The 22,932-nt window shown below is 35.0% G+C and carries 26 protein-coding genes; 13 read left to right on the forward strand and 13 right to left on the reverse strand.

What is annotated here, in order from left to right; genetic code table 11:
• The first annotated feature begins 2 nt into the window (after positions 1-2).
• A complete protein-coding gene (locus VK161_RS11790) occupies positions 3-569 on the forward strand; it encodes a fasciclin domain-containing protein (RefSeq protein ID WP_324214983.1) in 567 nt (188 codons plus the stop codon).
• A gap of 74 nt (positions 570-643) precedes the next feature.
• Here the strand turns inward: VK161_RS11790 and VK161_RS11795 are convergent, their stop codons facing one another.
• A complete protein-coding gene (locus tag VK161_RS11795) occupies positions 644-1,132 on the reverse strand; it encodes a hypothetical protein (protein WP_324214984.1) in 489 nt (162 codons plus the stop codon).
• Positions 1,133-1,311: 179 nt separating this feature from the next.
• Between VK161_RS11795 and aroC the strand changes: the two genes are divergently transcribed.
• From aroC to VK161_RS11810, 3 genes are all read left to right on the forward strand, one after another.
• On the forward strand, positions 1,312-2,379 hold the full coding sequence (gene aroC / locus VK161_RS11800) for a chorismate synthase (RefSeq protein WP_324214985.1): 1,068 nt from the start codon (positions 1,312-1,314) through the stop codon (positions 2,377-2,379).
• Positions 2,380-2,536: 157 nt separating this feature from the next.
• Entirely contained in the window at positions 2,537-3,799 is a 1,263-nt protein-coding gene (locus VK161_RS11805) for a dicarboxylate/amino acid:cation symporter (protein ID WP_324214986.1), read from the forward strand.
• Positions 3,800-3,865: 66 nt separating this feature from the next.
• Positions 3,866-4,894, forward strand: a complete 1,029-nt coding sequence (locus tag VK161_RS11810; RefSeq protein ID WP_324214987.1) for a T9SS type A sorting domain-containing protein — start codon at positions 3,866-3,868, stop codon at positions 4,892-4,894.
• Positions 4,895-4,934: 40 nt separating this feature from the next.
• Here VK161_RS11810 and VK161_RS11815 read toward each other — a convergent pair whose 3' ends face one another.
• From VK161_RS11815 to VK161_RS11825, 3 genes are all read right to left on the reverse strand, one after another.
• Positions 4,935-5,072, reverse strand: coding sequence for a hypothetical protein (locus VK161_RS11815; RefSeq protein WP_324214988.1), 138 nt, complete (start codon positions 5,070-5,072; stop codon positions 4,935-4,937).
• A gap of 65 nt (positions 5,073-5,137) precedes the next feature.
• The gene (locus tag VK161_RS11820; protein ID WP_414655426.1) at positions 5,138-5,557 is read right to left on the reverse strand and encodes a thiol-disulfide oxidoreductase DCC family protein; all 420 of its coding nucleotides are present in this window, start codon (positions 5,555-5,557) and stop codon (positions 5,138-5,140) included.
• Positions 5,558-5,559: 2 nt separating this feature from the next.
• Positions 5,560-7,725, reverse strand: coding sequence for an endonuclease MutS2 (locus VK161_RS11825; RefSeq protein WP_324214989.1), 2,166 nt, complete (start codon positions 7,723-7,725; stop codon positions 5,560-5,562).
• Positions 7,726-7,789: 64 nt separating this feature from the next.
• Between VK161_RS11825 and ung the strand changes: the two genes are divergently transcribed.
• Positions 7,790-8,455 carry a uracil-DNA glycosylase gene (gene ung, locus VK161_RS11830; protein WP_324214990.1) on the forward strand — a complete coding sequence of 222 codons (666 nt, stop codon included), beginning with the start codon at positions 7,790-7,792 and terminating at the stop codon, positions 8,453-8,455.
• A gap of 1 nt (position 8,456) precedes the next feature.
• Here ung and VK161_RS11835 read toward each other — a convergent pair whose 3' ends face one another.
• The 8 genes from VK161_RS11835 to VK161_RS11870 form a co-directional block, all read right to left on the reverse strand.
• Positions 8,457-9,389 carry a transglutaminase gene (locus VK161_RS11835; protein WP_324214991.1) on the reverse strand — a complete coding sequence of 311 codons (933 nt, stop codon included), beginning with the start codon at positions 9,387-9,389 and terminating at the stop codon, positions 8,457-8,459.
• 20 nt (positions 9,390-9,409) lie between these two features.
• Positions 9,410-10,261, reverse strand: a complete 852-nt coding sequence (locus VK161_RS11840) for a substrate-binding domain-containing protein (RefSeq protein ID WP_324214992.1) — start codon at positions 10,259-10,261, stop codon at positions 9,410-9,412.
• A 40-nt stretch (positions 10,262-10,301) separates the two neighbouring features.
• The gene (locus tag VK161_RS11845; protein ID WP_324214993.1) at positions 10,302-10,832 is read right to left on the reverse strand and encodes a GNAT family N-acetyltransferase; all 531 of its coding nucleotides are present in this window, start codon (positions 10,830-10,832) and stop codon (positions 10,302-10,304) included.
• A complete protein-coding gene (locus VK161_RS11850; protein ID WP_324214994.1) occupies positions 10,829-11,206 on the reverse strand; it encodes a VOC family protein in 378 nt (125 codons plus the stop codon). The genes VK161_RS11845 and VK161_RS11850 overlap by 4 nt, the downstream gene beginning before the upstream one ends.
• A gap of 17 nt (positions 11,207-11,223) precedes the next feature.
• Positions 11,224-11,460 carry a hypothetical protein gene (locus VK161_RS11855; RefSeq protein WP_324214995.1) on the reverse strand — a complete coding sequence of 79 codons (237 nt, stop codon included), beginning with the start codon at positions 11,458-11,460 and terminating at the stop codon, positions 11,224-11,226.
• Positions 11,461-11,552: 92 nt separating this feature from the next.
• On the reverse strand, positions 11,553-12,419 hold the full coding sequence (locus tag VK161_RS11860; RefSeq protein WP_324214996.1) for a nucleoside phosphorylase: 867 nt from the start codon (positions 12,417-12,419) through the stop codon (positions 11,553-11,555).
• 117 nt (positions 12,420-12,536) lie between these two features.
• Positions 12,537-12,869 (reverse strand): translation initiation factor, encoded by a 333-nt coding sequence (locus VK161_RS11865; RefSeq protein ID WP_324214997.1) that lies wholly within the window; start codon positions 12,867-12,869, stop codon positions 12,537-12,539.
• Between the two features lie 135 nt (positions 12,870-13,004).
• A complete protein-coding gene (locus VK161_RS11870) occupies positions 13,005-13,958 on the reverse strand; it encodes an isopenicillin N synthase family dioxygenase (protein ID WP_324214998.1) in 954 nt (317 codons plus the stop codon).
• A gap of 367 nt (positions 13,959-14,325) precedes the next feature.
• Here VK161_RS11870 and VK161_RS11875 point away from each other — a divergent pair, with 367 nt between their 5' ends.
• Together VK161_RS11875 and VK161_RS11880 are read left to right on the forward strand one after the other, a co-directional pair.
• Positions 14,326-16,302 (forward strand): dehydrogenase E1 component subunit alpha/beta, encoded by a 1,977-nt coding sequence (locus VK161_RS11875; RefSeq protein ID WP_324214999.1) that lies wholly within the window; start codon positions 14,326-14,328, stop codon positions 16,300-16,302.
• A 13-nt stretch (positions 16,303-16,315) separates the two neighbouring features.
• Positions 16,316-17,206 carry a phytanoyl-CoA dioxygenase family protein gene (locus VK161_RS11880; RefSeq protein WP_324215000.1) on the forward strand — a complete coding sequence of 297 codons (891 nt, stop codon included), beginning with the start codon at positions 16,316-16,318 and terminating at the stop codon, positions 17,204-17,206.
• 27 nt (positions 17,207-17,233) lie between these two features.
• On the opposite strand, the gene VK161_RS11885 is transcribed toward VK161_RS11880, so the two are convergent.
• Positions 17,234-18,160, reverse strand: coding sequence for a LysR family transcriptional regulator (locus VK161_RS11885; RefSeq protein WP_324215001.1), 927 nt, complete (start codon positions 18,158-18,160; stop codon positions 17,234-17,236).
• Between the two features lie 85 nt (positions 18,161-18,245).
• Between VK161_RS11885 and VK161_RS11890 the strand changes: the two genes are divergently transcribed.
• From VK161_RS11890 to VK161_RS11915, 6 genes are read left to right on the forward strand one after another with little or no spacing between them, the layout of a single operon-like run.
• Positions 18,246-19,676, forward strand: a complete 1,431-nt coding sequence (locus VK161_RS11890; RefSeq protein ID WP_324215002.1) for an NADP-dependent isocitrate dehydrogenase — start codon at positions 18,246-18,248, stop codon at positions 19,674-19,676.
• Positions 19,677-19,694: 18 nt separating this feature from the next.
• On the forward strand, positions 19,695-19,883 hold the full coding sequence (locus VK161_RS11895; RefSeq protein WP_324215003.1) for a hypothetical protein: 189 nt from the start codon (positions 19,695-19,697) through the stop codon (positions 19,881-19,883).
• Complete coding sequence (locus VK161_RS11900) at positions 19,870-20,148, forward strand: hypothetical protein (protein ID WP_324215004.1); 279 nt, start codon at positions 19,870-19,872, stop codon at positions 20,146-20,148. The genes VK161_RS11895 and VK161_RS11900 overlap by 14 nt, the downstream gene beginning before the upstream one ends.
• The gene (locus VK161_RS11905) at positions 20,138-20,992 is read left to right on the forward strand and encodes a DUF6671 family protein (protein ID WP_324215005.1); all 855 of its coding nucleotides are present in this window, start codon (positions 20,138-20,140) and stop codon (positions 20,990-20,992) included. The genes VK161_RS11900 and VK161_RS11905 overlap by 11 nt, the downstream gene beginning before the upstream one ends.
• Before the next feature lie 6 nt (positions 20,993-20,998).
• Positions 20,999-21,952: an L-threonylcarbamoyladenylate synthase gene (locus VK161_RS11910; protein ID WP_324215006.1), complete on the forward strand. Its 954-nt coding sequence runs from the start codon at positions 20,999-21,001 to the stop codon at positions 21,950-21,952.
• A 15-nt stretch (positions 21,953-21,967) separates the two neighbouring features.
• A complete protein-coding gene (locus VK161_RS11915) occupies positions 21,968-22,930 on the forward strand; it encodes a sodium-dependent bicarbonate transport family permease (RefSeq protein ID WP_324215007.1) in 963 nt (320 codons plus the stop codon).
• Positions 22,931-22,932 lie beyond the last annotated feature (2 nt).

The following is a 22,932-nucleotide window of genomic DNA, read 5'->3' on the forward strand; positions in this document are numbered from 1 at the left end:
TTATGAAAACAAGAAGAATTATTTCCGGATTGATGTTGGCATTTACATTCATGGTTACATCAGTAACATTTGCACAAAAAGAAAAAACAGTTAATGTTGGTGGAGCTCCAATGTATCCATCAAAAAACATTGTTGAAAATGCTGTAAATTCAAAAGATCATACTACGTTGGTAGCAGCAGTAAAAGCAGCAGGACTTGTTGAAACTTTACAAGGAAAAGGACCATTCACCGTTTTTGCCCCAACAAATGCAGCGTTTGATAAATTACCTAAAGGAACAGTTGAGACACTATTAAAACCTGAAAATTTAAAAACATTACAAACCATTTTAACGTACCACGTAGTAGCTGGTAAAATGAATGCAGCCGATATTGTAAAAGCGATTAAAGCAGGAAACGGAAAAGCTACATTGAAAACGGTTTCAGGCGGAACATTAACAGCTTGGATGAAAGGAAACGATGTTTACCTGACCGACGAGAATGGAAATAGTTCTAAAGTAACAATTGCAGATGTAAACCAGTCAAATGGTGTGATTCACGTAGTAGATACTGTAGTGTTACCAAAATCATAATTCAAAAATAAACCCTGAATAAACCCTAATTAATAAAAAAGTCCTCTAGTTTGTAGAGGACTTTTTTTATAGTATTAGAAACGGTATCTAATTCCTAATGCGATATCTGGACCAAAACTATCTTCTCTAAAATCATCAGAATTAAAATACAATTCAGGTCTAAAATCTAACGACAATTGAATCGGCACATCAAAATTGTACTCAATTCCTAAATCTCCAGCAGCAAACAAAATAGTTCCGCTGTCGCTAAATCCGTTTTTGTCATAACTCCATGAACCAACTCCACCACCAACACCGGCATACCAATTGAAACCGCCATCAATGTTCCAAACCCATTGATATAAGCCAGCTAATTTGAATGCATCTACATCATTACTGTTTCTCCATCCCAAATCAAACTCTAAACGATTATTGTCTGATAAACCTCTTTGATAGGATATCTCACCACCAAATCCATCATTATCACCAAGACGTAACCCTAATGCGTTTTTTGAAATGTCCTGTGCTTGTGTAGTCATTGCTAATCCTAGTAATAGGAATGAAGTTAAAATTACTTTTTTCATAAAATGTGATTTAAGTTTTTATATTAACGAATGTTTCTCTCAACTATTATACCAAAACAGCTTGTTTTTATTAGAATTTGTTCTACAAGCACCAAGCAAAAATAAATAATAATTGAAACTTTAACTCCATATTTCTAGATTTAAACAATATATACTACATTTGTTCAAAACATACTACAATGGCTGGAAATAGCTACGGAACACTTTTTAAATTGACCACTTTTGGCGAATCACACGGTGAAGCGTTGGGCGGAATCATAGATGGTTGTCCAGCAGGAATTGAATTGAATTTAAATGCCATTCACAACGATATGCAACGCCGTAAACCGGGTCAATCTTCCATTGTTACTCAACGTAAAGAAGAAGATGAAGTTCAGTTTTTGTCCGGAATTTTCGAAGGAAAAACTACCGGAACTCCAATTGGGTTCATCATTCCCAACACCAATCAGAAATCAGATGATTATTCGCATATCAAAGATTCATACCGACCAAGTCATGCCGATTATGTGTATGAAAAAAAATATGGAATCAGAGATTACCGCGGTGGTGGACGCAGTTCTGCGCGTGAAACCGCTTGCAGAGTTGTCGGCGGAGCCATTGCCAAACAAGTAATCAATTCCATAAAAATAAATGCATTTGTTTCTTCAGTAGGTGAAATCTTTATTGATAAACCGTATCAAGAGTTGGATTTTTCACTCACTGAAACCAATGCTGTGCGTTGTCCTGATTTGGCTACAGCTGAAAAAATGGAGCGTTACATTAAAGAAATTCGCAAAGAAGGCGATACTGTGGGCGGAACCATAACGTGTGTCCTTCAAAATGTTCCCATTGGTTTAGGCGAACCTGTTTTTGATAAATTGCATGCCGAGCTCGGAAAAGCAATGCTGTCCATCAATGCAGTAAAAGGATTCGAATTCGGAAGCGGTTTTTGTGGTGCCAAAATGAAAGGAAGCGAACACAACGATTTGTACAACGAAGACGGAACCACCAAAACGAATCTTTCGGGCGGAATTCAAGGTGGAATCTCCAACGGAATGGATATTTATTTCCGAGTGGCTTTCAAACCGGTCGCAACACTGATTCAAAAACAAGAAGTGTTGACCAATCAAAATACATTAATTGAACAACAAGGAAAAGGTCGTCATGATCCATGCGTTGTCCCAAGAGCAGTTCCAATTGTAGAAGCTATGGCTGCTTTAGTACTAGCCGATTTTTATTTAATGAACAAAACACAAACTAATTATTAGAAGCAATTCCAGCTATCCGTTGCAAGTTTGTTTGTAAAATCCAATTTTTCTAAGCTTCTCATTGGCTTCCGTTGGTCGCCACTGATCTGCAAGAAAAATAAGTATTTTCCATCACAAGCTTTCCACTGCTATCTGGGCTAAAAAACAAACCATTTCTATGAAAGTAATCGAAACTCAAGAAGCCAAAAAATCGTTCTTAGGCAACTTAACTGTGCAAATTTTAATCGCTATGTTGTTAGGCGCGTTTTTAGGCGTTTTCATTCATAACAATTACACACCCGAAATTGCCAAAGATTTCAGCGGTTACATCAAAATGCTCGCTACTATTTTCATCCGTTTGGTACAAATGATTATTTCACCATTGGTATTTACCACTTTAGTTGTCGGAATTGCCAAATTAGGCGATATCAAATCAGTCGGTCGAATAGGAGGAAAGGCCTTGGGTTGGTTCTTCACTGCATCTTTTATTTCATTACTTATCGGAATGTTTTGGGTGAATTTCTTTCAACCGGGCATCGGAATCCAACTCATCGATATTGATCCAACTACTGCTTCAGAAGTAACTGAAAAAACACAAAACTTCTCAGCACAAAATTTCGTTGAACACATCATTCCCAAAAGTATAGTAGAAGCAATGGCAACCAACGAGATATTGCAAATTGTAATTTTCTCCATTTTCTTCGGATTGGCTGCCGCATCTATTGGTGATTTTACCAAACCTGTTATTAATGCCTTAGATAAAACATCCCACATCATCCTAAAAATGGTAAACTATGTAATGAAATTTGCTCCACTAGGAGTATTTGGTGCTATTGCGGGAGTTTTTGCCACACGTGATGTGAGTGATTTGCTGATTACGTATGCTAAGTTTTTTGGTTCGTTTTTGGTCGGAATCACTTCGCTGTGGGTAGTTTTACTTTTTGTAGGTTATGTTTTCCTCAAAGGTCATATGACTACTTTGTTAAAAAGAATTGTAAGTCCGCTAATCATTGCTTTCGGAACGACTAGTAGTGAAGCTGTTTTTCCAAAACTAACTGAAGAATTAGAACGATTCGGAATCAAAGATAAAATTGTTTCATTCATGTTGCCTTTAGGTTATTCGTTTAATTTAGATGGAAGCATGATGTACATGACATTTGCCAGTATTTTTATCGCGCAAGCATCTGGAATTCAACTCGATATTGGAACCCAAATGACCATGCTTTTAGTGTTGATGTTAACCAGCAAAGGGATTGCTGGAGTGCCAAGAGCCAGCTTGGTTGTTGTGGCGGCGACTTGTGGTATGTTTGATATTCCAGTTGAAGGAATTGCACTAATATTACCTATTGATCATTTTTGTGATATGTTCAGAAGTGCGACCAATGTATTGGGAAATGCACTTGCAACTTCTGTCGTTGGAAAGTGGGAGAAAGAAGATTAACATAATTTATTTGAAAATAAGGAAATTACTGTTTATTTTTGTGAACAAAATAAAAAAACTATTTAAATGAAAAAATTACTACTACTTTTATCTTTAGTTTCTGCAACAGTTGCAGAAGCACAACTTCTTCAATCAGAAGATTTTAATTCACTTCTTAATGGTGATGTTGGAACAGACTTTACAGGTGTTACTGCTGGTCAAGACAACTGGTTTACTTTTTCTACTAATGGTGCTGCACCAACAACAGCAACAAACGCAGGAAACAGCAATTTCCAAATTACTGATAGTGGTTTCGAATCAACCAATGGTTTAAAAATTATTAACTCAAACGGAAACAAAGGAAGTCGTTTTATGTGGAAAGCTGATTTCGCAGCACTTTGGGACACAAGAACTGCTGGGAATGATGTCATTGAAATTGAATATGATTTATTTACAGGAGCAGCTACAACTAGTACTGCACAAGTTGGAGTTAGATTGTATGGATTAGACGGAACAACTGCTAGAGTTTTAAATGGTTTTGTATACAATATGGCTACAAGAGAAATCGAAGGTGTTGCGTATTTAAATAATGCTGGAACTTTCGGAACTTTTTTAGTAAATCTTGCTGCTGCTCCAGGATTAATATTAAATGAAAATACTTGGTACAGAATTGGTTTTTCTTATGATACTGCAACAGGTGAAACAAAATGGAATGCTGGTACAGGTTCAACAGGTTTACCAGCAGCTAACTGGGCTGGTCCATTCGCTCTTGATGAAGTTGATTTTGTTTCAGGTACTCCAACAACTAATTCAGTTGAGTCTGAAATAATTTTTGATAACTTAACTGTTAGAGCAACTGCTACTGAAAGTTTATTAGGTGTTGATACTATCACAAATGCTACAAATCTTTCGGTTTCTCCTAACCCTGCTAGAGATATTGTTACTATTACAACCAATGAAACATTACAATCAGTTGAAATGTATGATGTTAATGGTAGAATGGTTAAAACATCTAAAAGCAATCAAATCAACGTATCTGATTTGTCTTCTGGAATTTATATGATGAAAATTTCATCTGATAAAGGAACTACTACTAAAAAAATAGTTGTAGAATAATCCCTTATTCAATAACAAATAAAAAACGACTAAGCTAAACTTAGTCGTTTTTTTTATTCTTACTGTTCATCATCATCATTACAATGCCTACAAGTCCGAAAATCACTAAGGCAAAAACTCCAATCATAATGAACGCACCGTTATCCCAAGAATAAAGTGGGTGAGCTAGTTGTGTCATAATTTAGGTATTTAGTTATTCAAAGATAAAACGAACCAAATAGCAATAGCATGACAATTATCAGTTTATAAAAATTTTGCTTTTAATTCAGGCGTTGGAATCATACAGCTTTCTTGTTTTCCATACCATTTGTAACGGTTTTTGGCAATATAATCATAAACAATATCGCTAAGCGAAGTTGGCAGCAATCGAAAAAACATTCCGTAATTGAAAAAACCTTGAAGCGATTTTGAAATTTCAATGACTGCAGATGATTTGTAATAGTATGCAATTCCAGGTTGATACAAAACAATACTATCAATATTCTTATCTGCAATACCAATGTGTGTTAGTATTTTTTGTCCTAAATCTGATTGCAACGCAACAAATCGAAACTCGTCTTTTTTGTCCCTTTTGATGATGTACTGAACCGATGAATTACACAAATTGCACACACCATCAAAAAGAATGATTTTCTTGTCGTTTGGCAATTCTGAAATTTCCATAATTATTTGTCTTGAACGTATTCAATTTCTTCCAAACTGACTTTAGAAGTAAAAATACCGTAATTAACAACTGCTTTGTTCTTCTCAATTTTATCAATAGTTCCAATGGCTTTTCCATCAGTCATTCGAACACGATCACCTACTTTCAAAACCACTTTTGGTTTTTCAGGTAGAATTGATGCTTTGATTTTCTTTTCTTTTTTTTCTTTTCGAATTTCTTCTACTTTGACTTTTACTTCTTCAACTACTTGTTTTTGAATGACTTCTTTTTCTTTTTTTTCTTTAACAGAAACTTTTCTTCGTTTGGAATTTTCGATTTCGATCATCTTTAAAAATTCGCCAATCAACACTTTTTTATCTTTATTGTTAAAATACTTTTCCGAAATATCGTCTATTTTTTGTCCAATATAAATCAGGCGTTGATTAGCATCGTATAGCTCTTGATAGCGTTCCAATTTCTCCTGAATTTTAGCATTAATGGTTTCCATTTTTTTGCTTTCTTCACGTGCTTTGATTTCTTCTTCTTTCAAATTCAAAGACGTTTTTTCCAGTTTTGAGCGTTCTTTTTGCAAAGTTGCAATGGTTTTATCAAATCGAATTTTTCCGCCTTCAATCTTCTTTTTAGCACGATTAATTAATCCGTACGGAATACCATTTTTCTGAGCTACTTCAAAAGTAAATGAACTTCCGGCTTGACCTAATATCAATTTGTACATAGGTTCTAACGATTTTTCGTCGAACAACATATTGGCATTGGTTGCAAAAGGCAATTCATTGGCCAACATTTTTAAATTGGAATAATGCGTTGTGATAATACCGTACGCTTCTCTATGATAAAATTCCTCCAAAAAAGTTTCCGCCAAAGCACCACCTAATTCGGGATCAGAACCCGTTCCGAATTCATCGATTAAGAACAGCGTTTTAGAATTGCATTTCTTCAAAAAGTAGTTCATGTTTTTTAATCGGTAACTGTAGGTACTTAAATGATTTTCAATAGATTGATTGTCGCCGATATCCGTTAGTATTCGATCAAATAAAAAGGTTTCACTGCGTTCGTGAACCGGAATTAAGATACCGCTTTGCAGCATCAATTGTAACAGTCCAACGGTTTTCATCGAAATGGTTTTTCCGCCTGCATTTGGACCTGAAATTACTATGATTCGATTATCCGAATTGAATTCGATAGTTTGTGGATAAGTGATTTCCTTTTTGGCTTTATTGGTTAAATACAAAATAGGATGGAAGGCTTCTCTAAAATACAATCGTTTTTCATTGGTTATTTTCGGTAGAATGGCGTTGATATCATTGGCATACTTAGCTTTGGCAGCAATGACATCAATATCACTTAAAAACTCTTGATATTGATTGAGTAATTCGGTAAACGGTCGAATCTCATTGGTCAATTTTTTGATGATTTTAATGATTTCCTCACGTTCTTCAAACTGCAAATTATTCAGTTCTCTCGAATATTTCAAAGTTGTTTCGGGTTCAATATAAGCAATGCTTCCTGTTTTAGAATTTCCTAAAATTGAGCCTTTTACTTTTCTTCGGTACATTGCTAAAACCGCTAAAACCCGACGATTTTCAATAATACTTTCTTTAATATCGTCCAAATAGCCAAGCGAATTGTACTGACTTAATGCCATTCCGAAACTTTGATTGACTTTTCCTCGAACTGCATTGATGTTGCGTCGAATTTCAACCAAATCGGGTGATGCATTGTCTTTAACCTCGCCATACTTATCTACTATTTCATCGATTTTTTGAATGATGATTTTGGTCAATTCAACAGCAGATGATTTGGCAAATAGGGTTGGATAATACTCTTGAAATTTCTTTAGAAAAATTAAAAGCGTATTGACAGTTTCAGAAATAGCAGCAATTTTCCGAAAGCTACTTACTTCCAGAAAACTATCTTCTATTGAAAGCAATTTGATTTCAGAAGTAATCGACTCAAAACCATGATTCGGAATGGCGTTATTGTTGCTAAAAGACGATTGATATTCTGATGTTTGCAGTAATGCGTTCATCAATTCATCTTTATTGCTGTAGGGTTTTATTTCTAACGCTTTTTGTTGACCTAAATCGGTGTTACATTTGCCCGAAATGGTCTGCAAAATGGTACCGAATTCTAAATCTTGTAAAGTCTTTTGTGTAATTGAAATCATATTCTAAACGTTGAACGCAAAGTTACAAAGATTAAAAGTAATTATATTTGTAAAAAATAGTTAAATGCAAGTAAAAATCCACTCGTCTTGGCAATCGCATTTGTCGGATGAATTTGCCAAACCTTATTTTCAAAACTTAATTTCTTTTGTGAAAGAGGAATACTTAAAATCACGTTGTTTTCCCAAAGGAAGCCAGATTTTTTCTGCTTTTGATTTCTGCCCTTTTGATGACGTAAAAGTGGTCATTATTGGTCAAGATCCGTATCATGGTTATGGGCAAGCAAACGGCTTGTGCTTTTCGGTGAATGATGGAGTTTCGTTTCCACCATCATTAATCAATATTTTCAAGGAAATTGAGTTGGATTTGAATATTCCTTTTCCTAAATCAGGTAATTTAGAGCGTTGGGCAAAACAAGGAATTTTATTGTTAAATGCAACCTTGACCGTTAGGGAAAGTGAAGCGGGTAGCCACCAAAACAGAGGTTGGGAATCGTTTACAGATGCTGTTATTCAGAAAATTTCTGATGAAAAAGAAAATGTAGTTTTTCTGCTTTGGGGTGGATTTGCTAAGAAAAAAGGAGCTAAAATCGACCGAAGCAAACATTATGTATTAGAAACTGGTCATCCTTCACCTTTGAGTGCTAATCGTGGATTATGGTTTGGAAATAAACACTTTAGTTCTACAAATAAATTTCTTTCATCCAAAGGGAAAAATCCAATTCATTGGTAAATTAATATACTGTTAGAGCTCCTAAAATAACTTCATTTAAAAACGGTCCGCCCGGATATTTTGCGGTATAATCCAAATTCAGCCATATTTGATGGTATTCGTCAATATGATAATGCAACACTTGATCTTTAGACTCATCTTTAAATAAAACTTCTTGAATGAGGTAATTGACACGCTCAAAATCTTTTTTACTTCCAATTAAAATTTCGGGATAGATATGACCATCCGTATGAATTAGTCGTGGAGTTCCACCAATCGATTTTACACATGCAGCCATCAAAATGGAGTGATCATCACAATCTCCCGACAAATACATCAATGATTCGGACGCTTTGGCGATGTAATCTTTTCCTTTGGGATCGCTAACGTAATTCCACCGTGAATTAATTTCCTTAAAAACGGCAAAACAATGGATTATACTGGAATACTCGTGATACCCTTTGACGTCTTTAAAGTGTTTAGAAGTTGACATTATAGCAAAGTTGCGTACTTTAGGGTTGTCAAATTCAATGGCGCTTTCAATCTTTGATTTATTGGGAAATGGCAATAATTTAGAAATAATGATGTCTTGTGGATTAGGGTTTTCCGACATAAAATACATCATGTATTTGTAATCATCAAATACACTTTTGAATCCGTAGCCTCCAAAAACAGTTCCGATAAAAAGAATAATTAGGTACAGAAAAATCGATATTAAGGTTACCCGTCGCATTGCTCTTAATATCAACTGAATACTAATCAGAATTACCAAAAATATAATGATGCGATCCAAATGCCAAAACCAATTCAAGTCAATAAAATTCTGATGAGCAATAATGAATACCGGAATCGTAATTAAAATGTTTAAGATGAATATAATAATCATGTCCCAAGGTTTTTTTACCGTGAGTTTATCTTTAAGTTTTAGATAAGTTGAATTATTAAATTGTATCATTGATGGCAAAATGCAAAAAGCTATACTGTTTTTACAATTTCAGCAAAAGTACCTTTTTTCTCAATAATTTTAAGGTCAAATAGTTGATTTTGAATTTTGTTTAACACTTTCTCCGATAGAGGTTTTTGCGACCATTCAGTTAAGGAAAGCCATTCATTGATGTCGTCAATTTTTTGATGGTATTTGGAAGCTAAGGTTTTGTCAATACTTGGAATTTCCTTGAATTCTTGAGTTGTTAGATTAATGACTTCTAAAATTTGTGCAATCGTATTAGGATGCTTTTTTAAAATTTCATCTCGAACAGCAATTACAAAGCAAGGCCAAGGTGTAGGGCAATCCGCTATGCGGCGAAAAATTCCTTTATCAACCAAAGGCTTTGTCATGAAGCGTTCCCACATAAAATAATCGGCTGTTCCATTGGTTAAAGCTTCTACTGCGCCATCAATTGTATTGACGATAACAAATTCTAAATTATCGGTTTTCCAACCTTGATTATCGGCATTGACATACGCCATTAATTGCGAACCCGAACCTAGACGAGAAATGGCAATTTTGGTGTTTTCAATGTCGGAAATGGATTTGTATTTTGAGTTGGCACTTACGTGAATTCCCCAAATCAGCGGACTTTCAACATACACTTGTACAATTTTACTCGGATTTCCACCTACAATATCTTTTACAATTCCTTCGGATAAAATTACGGCAATATCGGTTTCTCCATCGCGCAACATCTGACACATTTTTCCAGTACCTTCAGGAACATCGGTCCATTCTAAATTAATTCCGATTGCTTCAAATTCGCCGTTATCAATACTTAAATGCCATGGTAAATTGAAATGTTCAGGAACTCCAGCTATTTTTATTGTTTTCATAGTTGCACAAAGATAAAGATCTACTAACTGTAACGTACAATTAGTTGCTATTATTATTCTCTAATTCGTACCAATTGCACAATAAATCTTCCCAGTAAAATTGACCGTTTTGTTTCATGCCAATGCGTTGCAAAATAGTATTCGAACCCAAATTATCGACATGAGCAGATGCGTACATTTTTTGGATATTCATTTGATTAAAACCATAGTCCAACCAGGCTTTTGCGGCTTCTAACGCATAACCTTTTCGCCAGTGTTTTTCTTGCAAACGATAACCTAAATCATAAAAGTTAACGTGATTGTTTTCGGGTTGCGTGATGAATTTTATTCCAGCCCAACCGATTACTTTATTGGTCTCTTTTAAAACCGCAGCAAAACGACCGATTCCGTTAGTGATGTATTGCTGTTGAATGCTGTTGATATAATCCAATACTTCATCGATGGAAGTCACAGGATTATTTCCTAAATACAAATGTACATTAGGATTGCGGTCGAGTTCAAAAAGTGCTTCAGCGTCGCTGATTGTTATTGGGCGATAAAGTAATCGCTCCGATTCAAATTGGATGTTCATTGGATTTTTAAGTGTGAAATTGCGATGCGATAGCCATCAGGATCAAGAAATAGAATGCCGTTACCATTCCAATACGGATTTTTAGCTTTAATTAGTTCAACTGAGTGAATTTTTAGATTTTCGAGCAGTACTTCGTATTCTAATTTAGAATTGGGGTAAAACACCAAAATGTCTTCTTCACCGAAATTAAATTCAATAATTTCTGTAGATTTTGTGAATTCCAAATGCCAATTTTCGTCAGCTTTTCCGATGAAAACTCCGTCGTAACCGTCGTGATTTTCAAAACCACCCAGAATTTCCAATCCCAAAATGGTGCAATAAAATGATTTGAGTGGTTCTAAATTATTAGTATGTCGAGCAAAACGAAACGTCATAATCTTTGCTATTTTTATTAATTTTCAATGAATTGAATTAGCGTAATAATTAAAATGAACATGAATATACCGAGAACGAAATTTTTCTTTTTAGAATCCATGCCACTATTATCATTGACTTCTTCGTCTTCAAACAGATAGTATCCAATATTTTTTTGGTGATTTTTGTCAAAAACGATGTTCATAAACATTGCATAAATCCATCGAGCCAAACCTCCTAATGCAAATAGAATTTTTTGAATTACATCAGTCATATTTTCTACTTTTTTAGCCCCGATAGAGCCGATATCCTCGCGTAGTTTACGGAGCGAGATAAAGGCGAAAGCGGGAATAGCTTCAAAAAAAATTATTCAGCCAATTTATCCAAAGCGTATTCGATTAATGCATCGACTGCTTTGTATGGGTCTTCGCTAAAAGTTCCTGTGGCACGATTGGCGATGATGGCGTTGAGAGATAAACACTGATGACCTAGAAGTTTTCCTAAGCCATAAATAGCGCCTGTTTCCATTTCAAGGTTGGTCATTTTGATGCCTTCGTATTCAAATTGGTCCATTTTCGAATTCAGATCTGGATCTTGAATGTTCAAGCGCAATACGCGACCTTGTGGACCGTAAAATCCGCCAGCAGTTCCGGTAAAACCTTTGATTATTTTATCACTTTCTAATTTTTTTTCAAGAATTTCACTTCCTTTAATTACGTACGGACGACCTTTTTTCATGTCCCAATTGGTTTGAGTAATGAACGCATCTTCCATGGCTTTTTCTGAAACTTCATCAATCAGATAGGAGCGAAGCATGTTGTCTAAACCTAAGCCGTATTGACTCATCACAAAACTATCGCAAGGTACATCGGCTTGTAACGAACCCGAGGTTCCGATGCGAATAATGTTTAATGAAGTCAATTCCTCTTTGATTTCACGTGTTTTTAAATCGATATTGACTAACGCGTCCAATTCGTTCATTACGATGTCAATGTTGTCCGGACCAATTCCGGTTGACATTACCGTAATGCGCTTTCCTTTGTAGATTCCGGTTTGGGTTTTGAATTCGCGTTTTTGTTGGGAATATTCAATTTTTTCGAAATGTTTCGTGATTTTTTCCACACGATTTTGGTCGCCTACAAAAATAATGTCGTGGGCAATATGTTCAGGAAGTAAATTCAAGTGGTACACACTTCCGTCGGGGTTTAGTATTAATTCTGATGATGCTATCATTTTTTTTAATTGATAATTGATAATTGATAATTGATAATTGATAATTGATAATTGATAATTCTGTGATTAAACAACTCTGATAATTGTTAATTATCCATTGTTAATCGTTAATTGAATTTATCCTCCTACACGTTTGGTTTTAAAGCCTTTGTCTTGTAATAGTTTCATTATTTTATCGCGGTAATCGCCTTGAATAATGATTTCACCGTCTTTGAACGTTCCGCCAACAGCGAGTTTATTCTTTAATTCTTTGGCTAGTAGTTTAAAGTCTTCGTCTTCACCTTCATAACCAGAGATGATGGTCGTTGGTTTTCCCTTTCGTTTTTCAAACTTACAAATCATTGGTTCTTTTTGAACGAATAATTCATGTTCTTTTTCTTCGATAGCTTCTGGCTCGTTAGAAACTTCGTGATCAGGAAATAGTTTTTTGAGTTGTTCATGTAAGTCCATTTACTTTTTTTTCTTGCCACAGATTCACAGATTTTCAATTTATTTTTTTTAAATCTGTGAATCTGTGGCTATTTTAAACCAAAAAAGACATCAAGTAAACTCAATGTCTTTTTTTTATTGAAGTTTACTATTCTTTTACTTTTTTATCAATCCCAAATCCACCAGTCGCTCGTGTAAATACTCACCAGCAGTGATGTCTTCAAATTGTTTTGGGTTGTTCTCGTCAATGCATTGCGGCAGACAATCCAATTTCATATCACTTACAGGATGCATGAAAAACGGAATCGAATAACGCGATGTTCCCCACAATTCTCTTGGTGGATTAACCACTTGGTGTATCGTCGATTTTAACTTATTGTTGGTATGTCTCGATAACATATCACCCACATTAATCATCAACTCATCGGGTTGTGCCATAGCGTCAATCCATTCACCATCGTGATTTTGAACCTGCAATCCTTTTCCTTGCGCGCCCATCAATAAGGTAATCAAATTGATATCACCATGAGCAGCAGCACGTACAGCGCCATCTTTAGGCTCATCTGTAATTGGCGGATAGTGAATAGGTCTTAAAATACTGTTTCCGTCTTTGATGTAATTGTCAAAATAAAACTCATCCAAACCAATGTGTAAGGCCAATGCTCTCAATACATAAACTCCTGTCTTTTCTAGCATTTGATAGGCTTCTTTTCCAGTCGAATTGAAGTTCGCTAACTCATTTACAGTTACATTTTCAGGATATTCATCAGCGTATTTTGAGCCTTCGCTCACGTATTGACCAAAATGCCAAAACTCTTTTAAATCGCCCGCAGAACGACCTTTTGCATGCTCTTTTCCAAACGAAATATAACCGCGTTGGCCACCAATTCCTGGAATTTCGTACTTTTCTTTAACTTCCAAAGGCAGATTGAAAAAATTACGCACTTCAGCATATAAATTTTCAACCAATTGATCATCCAAAAAATGACCTTTTAATGCTACGAAGCCAATATCTTCATAAGCTCTTCCGATTTCATTTACAAATTTTTGTTTACGTGCCGGATCATCCGACAGGAAATCACGTAAGTCAACACTAGGAATTTGTTGCATCACTAAACTTTTTTTGTTAATAACTTAAATTGGCACAAAACCAATCATAACTACAAATGTAAGCAATTTTTGAAATTCCGCAATCTTAGTTATTAACATTTTGATTTTGTTTTTTAGAAGCTAATCCTGCTTTCGCCTTTATCTTTTTTGTTTTGCCAATCTGATTTTAGAAGAACGCATTTGTCTAAACAAAAAAGGATATCGGCTCAATCAGGGCTAGGGCAATTGTAATCATCAGAAATTTAGGTTAAAATAAATCATGCATTATTAAATCCACAACAAATAATAAAAAATCAGTATAAATCCGCAAAATCAGTAGCATCTGCGTTCCATTTTTTTATACTTTTGCGATGCTAAAAAAACAACAATGAACTTCGATAGAAAAGACTTATCCAATATTCAATTATTAGATTTATACAAACGCCTTTTAAAACCTCGTTTAATAGAAGAAAAAATGCTTATTCTTCTGCGCCAAGGAAAAGTGTCCAAATGGTTTTCCGGAATCGGTCAAGAAGCCATTTCAGTCGGAATTACAGCTGCTTTAGATCAAGATGAGTACATTTTGCCTATGCACAGAAACCTCGGAGTTTTTACAGGAAGAGACATTCCATTACATCGTTTATTTTCGCAATGGCAAGGCAAGAAAACCGGTTTCACCAAAGGGCGCGATCGCAGTTTTCACTTCGGAACTCAAGAGTACAAAATCATCGGAATGATTTCGCATCTTGGTCCGCAAATGGGTGTTGCTGACGGAATCGCACTAGCTAATAAATTAAAGAAAAACGGAAAAGTAACCGCTGTTTTTACTGGAGAAGGCGCCACTTCTGAAGGTGATTTTCACGAAGCGTTAAATATTGCCGCTGTATGGGATTTACCCGTTTTATTTGTCATCGAAAATAATGGTTATGGTTTATCTACACCAACTAATGAGCAATACCGTTGTGAAAACCTTGCCGATAAAGGTATTGGTTACGGAATGGAAAGCCACATCATCGACGGAAATAATATATTAGAAGTTTATACTAAAATAGCCGAATTGAAAGCTTCATTGGCTGAAAATCCACGTCCGGTTTTATTAGAGTTCAAAACCTTTAGAATGCGTGGACACGAAGAGGCGAGTGGTACCAAATACGTTCCGCAAGAGTTGATGGACCTATGGGCAATTAAAGATCCGATATCGAATTACAGAGAATATTTGCTTAGAATTAGTGTGTTGTCTGAAGAATTAGATGAAGAATTCAAAGCCAAAATCAAAGCCGAAATCGATGAACATTGGGCGATTACTCAAGCTGAACCCGATATTGTTGCTGATTTATCTGAAGAGTTAAATGATGTGTATGAACCGTATGATTTTGAAGAAGTTAATCATTCAAATGAAGTTGAAAACATACGTGTGGTTGATGCCATTACCCAAGCCTTAAAACAATCGATGGAACGTCATCCAAATTTGGTGATTATGGGTCAAGACATTGCCGAATACGGTGGCGCATTTAAAATCACAGAAGGTTTTGTTGAGCAATTCGGAAAAGAACGAGTTCGCAACACGCCAATCTGTGAAAGTGCTGTTGTTTCGGCGGCTAATGGTTTGTCAATTAATGGCCATAAAGCGATTGTTGAAATGCAGTTTGCTGATTTCGTCTCTACAGGTTTCAATCCGATTGTGAATTTATTGGCCAAACAACATTACCGTTGGGGCGAAAAATCGGATGTAGTGGTTAGAATGCCTTGCGGTGGTGGAACTCAAGCTGGACCATTTCACTCGCAGACCAACGAAGCGTGGTTTACCAAAACGCCTGGTTTAAAAGTAGTATATCCTGCATTTCCCTACGATACAAAAGGATTGTTAAATACTGCCATCAACGATCCAAATCCGGTATTGTTTTTTGAACACAAGCAATTGTACCGTTCGGTGTATCAAGATGTTCCAAAAGAGTATTATACCATTCCGTTCGGAAAAGCAGCTTTAGTTAAAGGAGGAACTGATGTCACCGTCATTTCTTTTGGAGCAGGAGTACATTGGGCATTGGAAACTTTGAGCAAACATCCTGAAATTAAGGCTGATGTAATTGATTTAAGAACGTTACAACCTTTAGATGTAGAAACCATTTATACTTCGGTTAAGAAAACCAATAAATGCATTATTCTTCAAGAAGATACTCTATTTGGTGGAATTTCGAGTGATATATCGGCTTTAATTATGGAGAATTGCTTTGAATATTTGGATGCGCCAGTGCAACGTGTTGCAAGTATCGAAAGCGCTATTCCGTTTGTAAAACCATTAGAAGATCAGTATTTACCGAAAGTGCGATTTGAACAACAACTTTTGGAGTTGTTAAACTATTAGGCAACCTTACTAGATGCCGATTTCACAAACATATTATTTAAGTGTTGATCAAAAGGAGTACTTTGCTGAAAATGGTTTTTTAAAACTATCTCAAGTAATTTCTCCTTTATTTTTGAATGAATTGCGAATTGCTGTCGACACTATATGTTCAGTAGAAAACCATGATTCTGATTGTACTGTCTTGGAATCTTCAAATAAAAAATTTGTGGTAGCAATTGATAAAATTATTGCTAAATCAAATTCAATTTTTGTAGAATTGATGGGCAGTCCTTTGCTTTTATCTATTGCAGAATCATTGTGTGGAGCAGATTTTTTTCCAGTTCAAGATTTTATTGTTATTAAGACGTTGGGTGATCAGAATGAAATTAACTGGCATCAAGATGTAATTACTACAGCACACGAAAAGTCCTTTATGATTGGATTTTACCTTGATGCAGCTAATGATGAAAACGGAGCTTTGCGAGTTATACCCAACAGTCATAGGAGCAATCTTTCGATTTGTGAATTACAAAAAATGGAATATCAATCGTTGGATATGGAAGCAGGAGATGTATTGATTCACAATCTTAAAATGGCGCACAGCTCGGGTGAATTGACTTCATTTCCTCAACGTCGAGTTGTTTATTTTGAATTCATGTCGGCAAGTGAAATACTAAAAGAACAGATTTATTCTGAATCATTTATAAGCTTACGTACTCAACTTATTCCGAATGCAATTCAATGTTTTCAGCAAAAATATAGAGAAGCAATTCCTTTCAAATGGAACCATCCTGAAAAAGACAGATATTTACCAAATAGTAATCCACATTCATTTATTCAAGAACTGCATCAAGAACCAAAAAAAGTAAAAGCGGCTAACTATTGCTTTGATTTTGTTGGGTGGCAATCCTCCGTAAATCAGTAAATGGATATTTGGTAATAAAGAATGTTTTTAATTAAAATTTTCATACCAACTAAAGCGATTATTTATTATGTCGTCCTTGTTCTTTCGCAAATAATCCATGTAAGCAGCTGCAGCTGGACTATGATTTTTACCTTTCATCCAAATTAAATTCCAATTGGTTTTGATTGGTAATCCTTTTAATGGAATGATTCGTAAATCATTATTTTGAATTTCTCTTTGAATTCCAATTAGTGGCATAATAGAATAACCTAATCCAGCTAAAACCGCTTGTTTGACTGCTTCGTTGGATGTTAATTCCATTTTCTTTTCAACTTTAATATTATTTTTTTCAATAAAATTTTGCATAGTCAATCGAGTTCCTGAACCCAATTCTCTGAATAATAATGGTCGATTTTTTAGGATTTTTTCCATAGTTGCTTTTCCTTTAAACTGCTCTTCATTATTCCCTACAAAAAACAACTTGTTTTGCATTAATTCGATAGTGTCCACTTTCAATTTATCGGGTAAAATAGAGACCAAAGCAAAATCAACTTCATTATTTTCTAAACTTTTAATGACTTTATTTTTATTAGTTACATCCATTTCCAACTCAATGCCTGGGTGTAATCGTAAAAAATCAGTTAAAAAATAGGGCATTACATATTTACCCGTTGACACCACAGAGATTCTAATTTTTCCAAAAAGACGACCTTTGTAAGCCAACGTTTTGTAACTTATAGTATCTACTTGTTGCAAAATTTGTTCAGCTGCTTCTGCTATTTCTTTACCAAAATCGGTTACATAAATTTTTCTTCCAACCACTTCAGTGAGTGGAATTTCAAATTGATCTTGAAAATTTTTTAATTGAATTGATACTGCTGGTTGCGTTAAATGTAGCTCTTCAGATGCTTTAGTAACGCTCTGTTTTTCAACTATTTTAAGAAATATTCTCAACTGGTTTAAAGTATAATTCATAAAAATAATTTATATATTTCATTACAAATATAAATAAAAATATATGAAATAAACTTTAGAGATTTGCAAAAAAAATCCCACCATCATGAAAAAAGTAACGATTGCTAAAGGAGACGGAATAGGTCCAGAAATCATGGAAGCTGTTCTAAAAATTATTAAAAGTTCGAAAGTTCCGATTGAATTTGAAGAAATTGAAATTGGTGAAAAAGTTTATTTATCAGGAAACACCTCAGGAATTTCAGATGCATCATGGCAAACTATTCGCAACAATAAGGTGTTGTTGAAAGCCCCAATCACAACTCCTCAAGGTGGCGGATACAAAAGTTTAAATGTAACCATGCGAAAAGCATTAGGGTTATACGCCAATATTCGTCCGTGCGTATCATTACATCCTTTTGTAGCAACTAATTTTCCAAATCTTGACATTGTAATCGTTCGTGAAAACGAAGAAGACTTGTATGCAGGTATTGAACACCAACAAACCGATGAAGTTGTACAATGCTTGAAATTGATAAGTCGCCCAGGATGCGAAAAAATAATTCGATATGCTTTTGAGTATGCGCAAAACTATGGCAGAAAAAAAGTGACGTGCTTCAGTAAAGACAACATCATGAAGCAAACCGACGGATTATTTCATCAGGTGTTTAGAGAAATTGCAATGGAATACCCAAATATTGAATCCAATCACATGATTATCGATATTGGAACAGCATATTTGGCCGATCATCCTGAGAAGTTCGATGTTATAGTAACTTCAAATTTATATGGAGATATTATTTCTGATGTAGCCGCTCAGATTGCAGGTTCAGTAGGTTTAGCCGGTTCTGTCAACATAGGAAATGAATGTTCTATGTTTGAAGCCATTCATGGATCAGCACCGGATATTGCTGGGCAAAATAGTGCTAATCCTTCGGGACTTCTGCAAGCCGCAATCGCAATGCTTCTCCATTTGGGTTTTGCAAAAGAAGCGACAATGATTCAAAATGCTTGGCTTAAAACTCTGGAGGATGGGATTCATACAGCTGATATTTATAACGAAGAATTGAGTAAGCAGTTAGTGGGTACGAGCGAATTTGGAGAGGCAGTAATTGCCAACTTTGGTAAGATTCCAAGTGTACTAAAACCTGCTGCTTCTCCAAAAAATTCCATCATTACACTTCCCGAATACAAACGAAAAGAAGCATCCCAAAAAGAACTTCTCGGTGTTGATTTATTTGTTCATTGGAACGGAACAGATGCTAACATTTTGGCTGAAAAATTAAATCCGTTGGTTGATAATGAATTGTCATTAGTCATGATTTCAAATCGTGGAGTTAAGGTTTGGCCTAACGGATTCTCTGAGACATTTTGTACCGATCATTGGAGATGTCGTTTTCAATCGGAGAAGCCAATTGAGAAAAACAGAATAATCCAACTGTTAGGAAAGGCAATTGATAGTGGAATTGATGTGATTAAAACCGAAAATCTTTATCAATTTAATGGTAAAAAGGCCTATTCAATGGGTCAAGGTCAATAATTATAAAAAGAGATAAATATGAACAAATTAATTATTCAAATACTATTGATTTTGTGTGTCATCATTGAGGGTATTTTACTTCTAAAGGCATTCATGATTACTGATGTAATTCACAACGCACTGTATTCAGGATTAGCAATTTTGATGATGCTTACAATATTCAGATTACTCAACTATTTAACAAATAATATTTATGGAAACGATTAGAAAAATTAATTTAATTAACGGTGAATTCACTCCAATCGAGGCCAGTGAATTATTAATTGACTTATACAATAAGAACATTAATTTTAATAAAATTCAAAATTTTAGTTCACAAGTTCGCTTTGGTGTTGACGATGAAAATGCCTTGTCTCGAATTCAAGAGTTGAAAGAAAGTGTTGAACAGATTAAAGAAATTGTGACGGAAGCCAAAGCCAGTCAAAGAAATGTTTTTATAAAATCATTCCTAGAAATTGAACTTGAAGAGTAATACTACTTTTTTTAGAGACAGAAAAATACTCATCGTTACCAAGCATGAAAAAGAAAAGGTAATTGCACCACTATTGAAGAAAGAATTAAGCATGAGATGTTTCACTTCTGAAAAATTCGACACGGATAGTTTGGGCACATTTAGTGGAGAAATACCTCGAAAAAATGACCCACTGACCACGTTAAGACAGAAATGCCAGCTGGCAATGGAACTCGAAGGGTTTGAATTAGCCATTGCCACTGAAGGTTCTTTCGGAAATCATCCTTCCATTTTTTTTGCACCGGCTAACGATGAGTTAATTTTATTGTACGATAAAAAAAATAACATCGAAGTAATTGAAAGAGTGCTGAGTTTGAATACAAATTTTAATGAAGCATTAATTGAAACAAGATTACAGTTAGAGGATTTTTTGAAAAAAGCTCAGTTTCCTTCTCACGGCGTGATCATAAAAGACACAAAAGACAATCCCAAAACCATAATCAAAGGAATAGATAATTGGACTGATTTAGAACGGCATTATACCAATTTTGCTGACGAAAACAGATCCTTTTATATTGAAACGGATATGCGAGCAATGTACAATCCAACTCGAATGACAGTAATTGAGGAAGCGTGTTTGAAATTGATAAAAAAAGCGCAAACGGTCTGCCCAAGTTGTGATTTTCCGGGATTTGGAATAGTGAGAGCAGAGGAAGGTTTACCCTGTGATTGGTGTTCCAGTAAAACTCGTTCTACCTTAGCTTTTGTTTATGAATGCAAGGGTTGTAATTACGTTGAGCGTGACTATTTCCCTCACGGAAAAAGAACTGAAGATCCAATGTATTGTGATTTTTGTAACCCTTAATAAAAAATGATAAGTAACAACATTAACCTAGCAATTGATTATTTAAAAAACGATGGAATTATCGGATTACCTACCGAAACAGTTTATGGTTTAGCAGGAAATGCTTTCAGCGAAAAGTCCATAAAAAAAATCTTTGAGGTCAAAAAAAGACCTTCATTCAATCCGTTGATTGTTCACATCAAGTGCCAAAAGGAATTGTCAAAAATAGCAATCGAAGTTCCAGAAAAGGCCAAGCAGTTAGCAGATGCTTTTTGGCCTGGACCACTGACTTTAATTTTAAAGAAGCAATCTACAATTTCTGATCTGATTACTGCCAACCAAGATACCGTTGCTGTCAGAATTCCAAATCATCCTATTGCGTTAGAACTTTTAAATCAACTCGAATTTCCATTAGTGGCTCCAAGCGCAAACCCTTTCACCCGAATAAGTCCAACCAAAGCAGTTCATGTTGAACATTATTTCAAAAATGAAGTCGATATGGTGTTAGATGGTGGTAGTTGTACTGCGGGTATTGAATCAACAATAGTTGGTTTTGATGACGATAAAGTGGTGATTTACCGCTTGGGTGCGTTGGCTGTAGATGAAATTGAGAAGGTAGTAGGAAAAGTTCATTTTCATTCGAAAAAAGATGAAAAAACGATAACACCAGGAATGCACCTAAAGCATTATGCACCTTCAACAAATTTCATTCTCACTCATGATGTTTTAGAAACTCTGACATTATTTTCGGGACAAAAAATAGGTTTGCTTCTTTTCAAAGCAACTATTGAAAACATGAATCTAAATCAACAATATGTACTTTCTGAAAAAGGAAGTTTAGAAGAAGCAGCATCCCAATTGTTTGAAGCATTACATCAGTTGGATAACGAAAACTTTGATGTAATCATAGCAGAATATTTTCCTAATTACGGATTAGGATTAGCAATCAATGATCGTTTGGAAAGGGCTTCCAGAAAATAATAAAAAAAGCTACCTATGAATTTAGACTTACTTTTTGAAAATTTAACCAATCCTGCTTTATTATATTTTATTCTAGGAATCATTGCCGTTGGTTTAAAAAGTGACTTAGAAATTCCTCACAACTCATCCAAATTCATTTCTCTTTATTTACTCTTTTCAATTGGATTTAAAGGTGGGCAAGAGTTGTCTCATGAAGTCATCAATAGCGAAATCATCTGGTCAATGTTTTTTGGAATCTCAATTACTGTTATTATTCCGACTTATACCTTTTTCATCCTCAAACGAAAAATTAGTGTTAATGATGCTGGAGTAATTGCTGCTTCCTATGGATCGATTAGTGCAGTAACATTTGTGACGGCAGTTTCTTATTTAGAAATGCACCAATTAGAGCTTCACGGTTATATGGTTGCCATAATGGCATTAATGGAATCACCAGCTATAATTGTTGGCCTTGTTTTAATTTCACTTTTTAACTCAGAACAAAATAAAAAGATTAATAATAGCGCTATTCTCAGGCATTCTTTCACCAATGGTAGCGTTTTATTAATAGTAGGAAGTTTGGTTATTGGTTATTTGACTAGTGCCAAAGAAGCCCAAGGAATTCAGCCTTTTACCAACGACTTATTCAAAGGATTTTTAGCGATCTTTTTGTTGGATATGGGAATTACAAGCGGAAAAAAACTAAAATCATTTTTTTCATACGGTTGGTTTCCGTTTGCTTTCGCTATGATAATACCTTTAGTTAATGGCTGTGTTTTTGCTTACTTAAGTAGTATCGTAACTCAAGATACTTCCAATCGTTTTATTTTCGCCATTTTGGCTGCAAGTGCTTCCTACATTGCCGTTCCTGCTGCTATGAAAATTGCAGTACCAAAAGCCAATCCGGGCTTGTTTCTACCCATGGCTTTGGCAGTGACTTTTCCTATAAATATAACAGTTGGAATGCCTCTGTATTTTTACATAGCACAGAATTATTGATG

This window comes from Flavobacterium sp., assembly GCF_035299245.1.
Taxonomy (GTDB): domain Bacteria; phylum Bacteroidota; class Bacteroidia; order Flavobacteriales; family Flavobacteriaceae; genus Flavobacterium.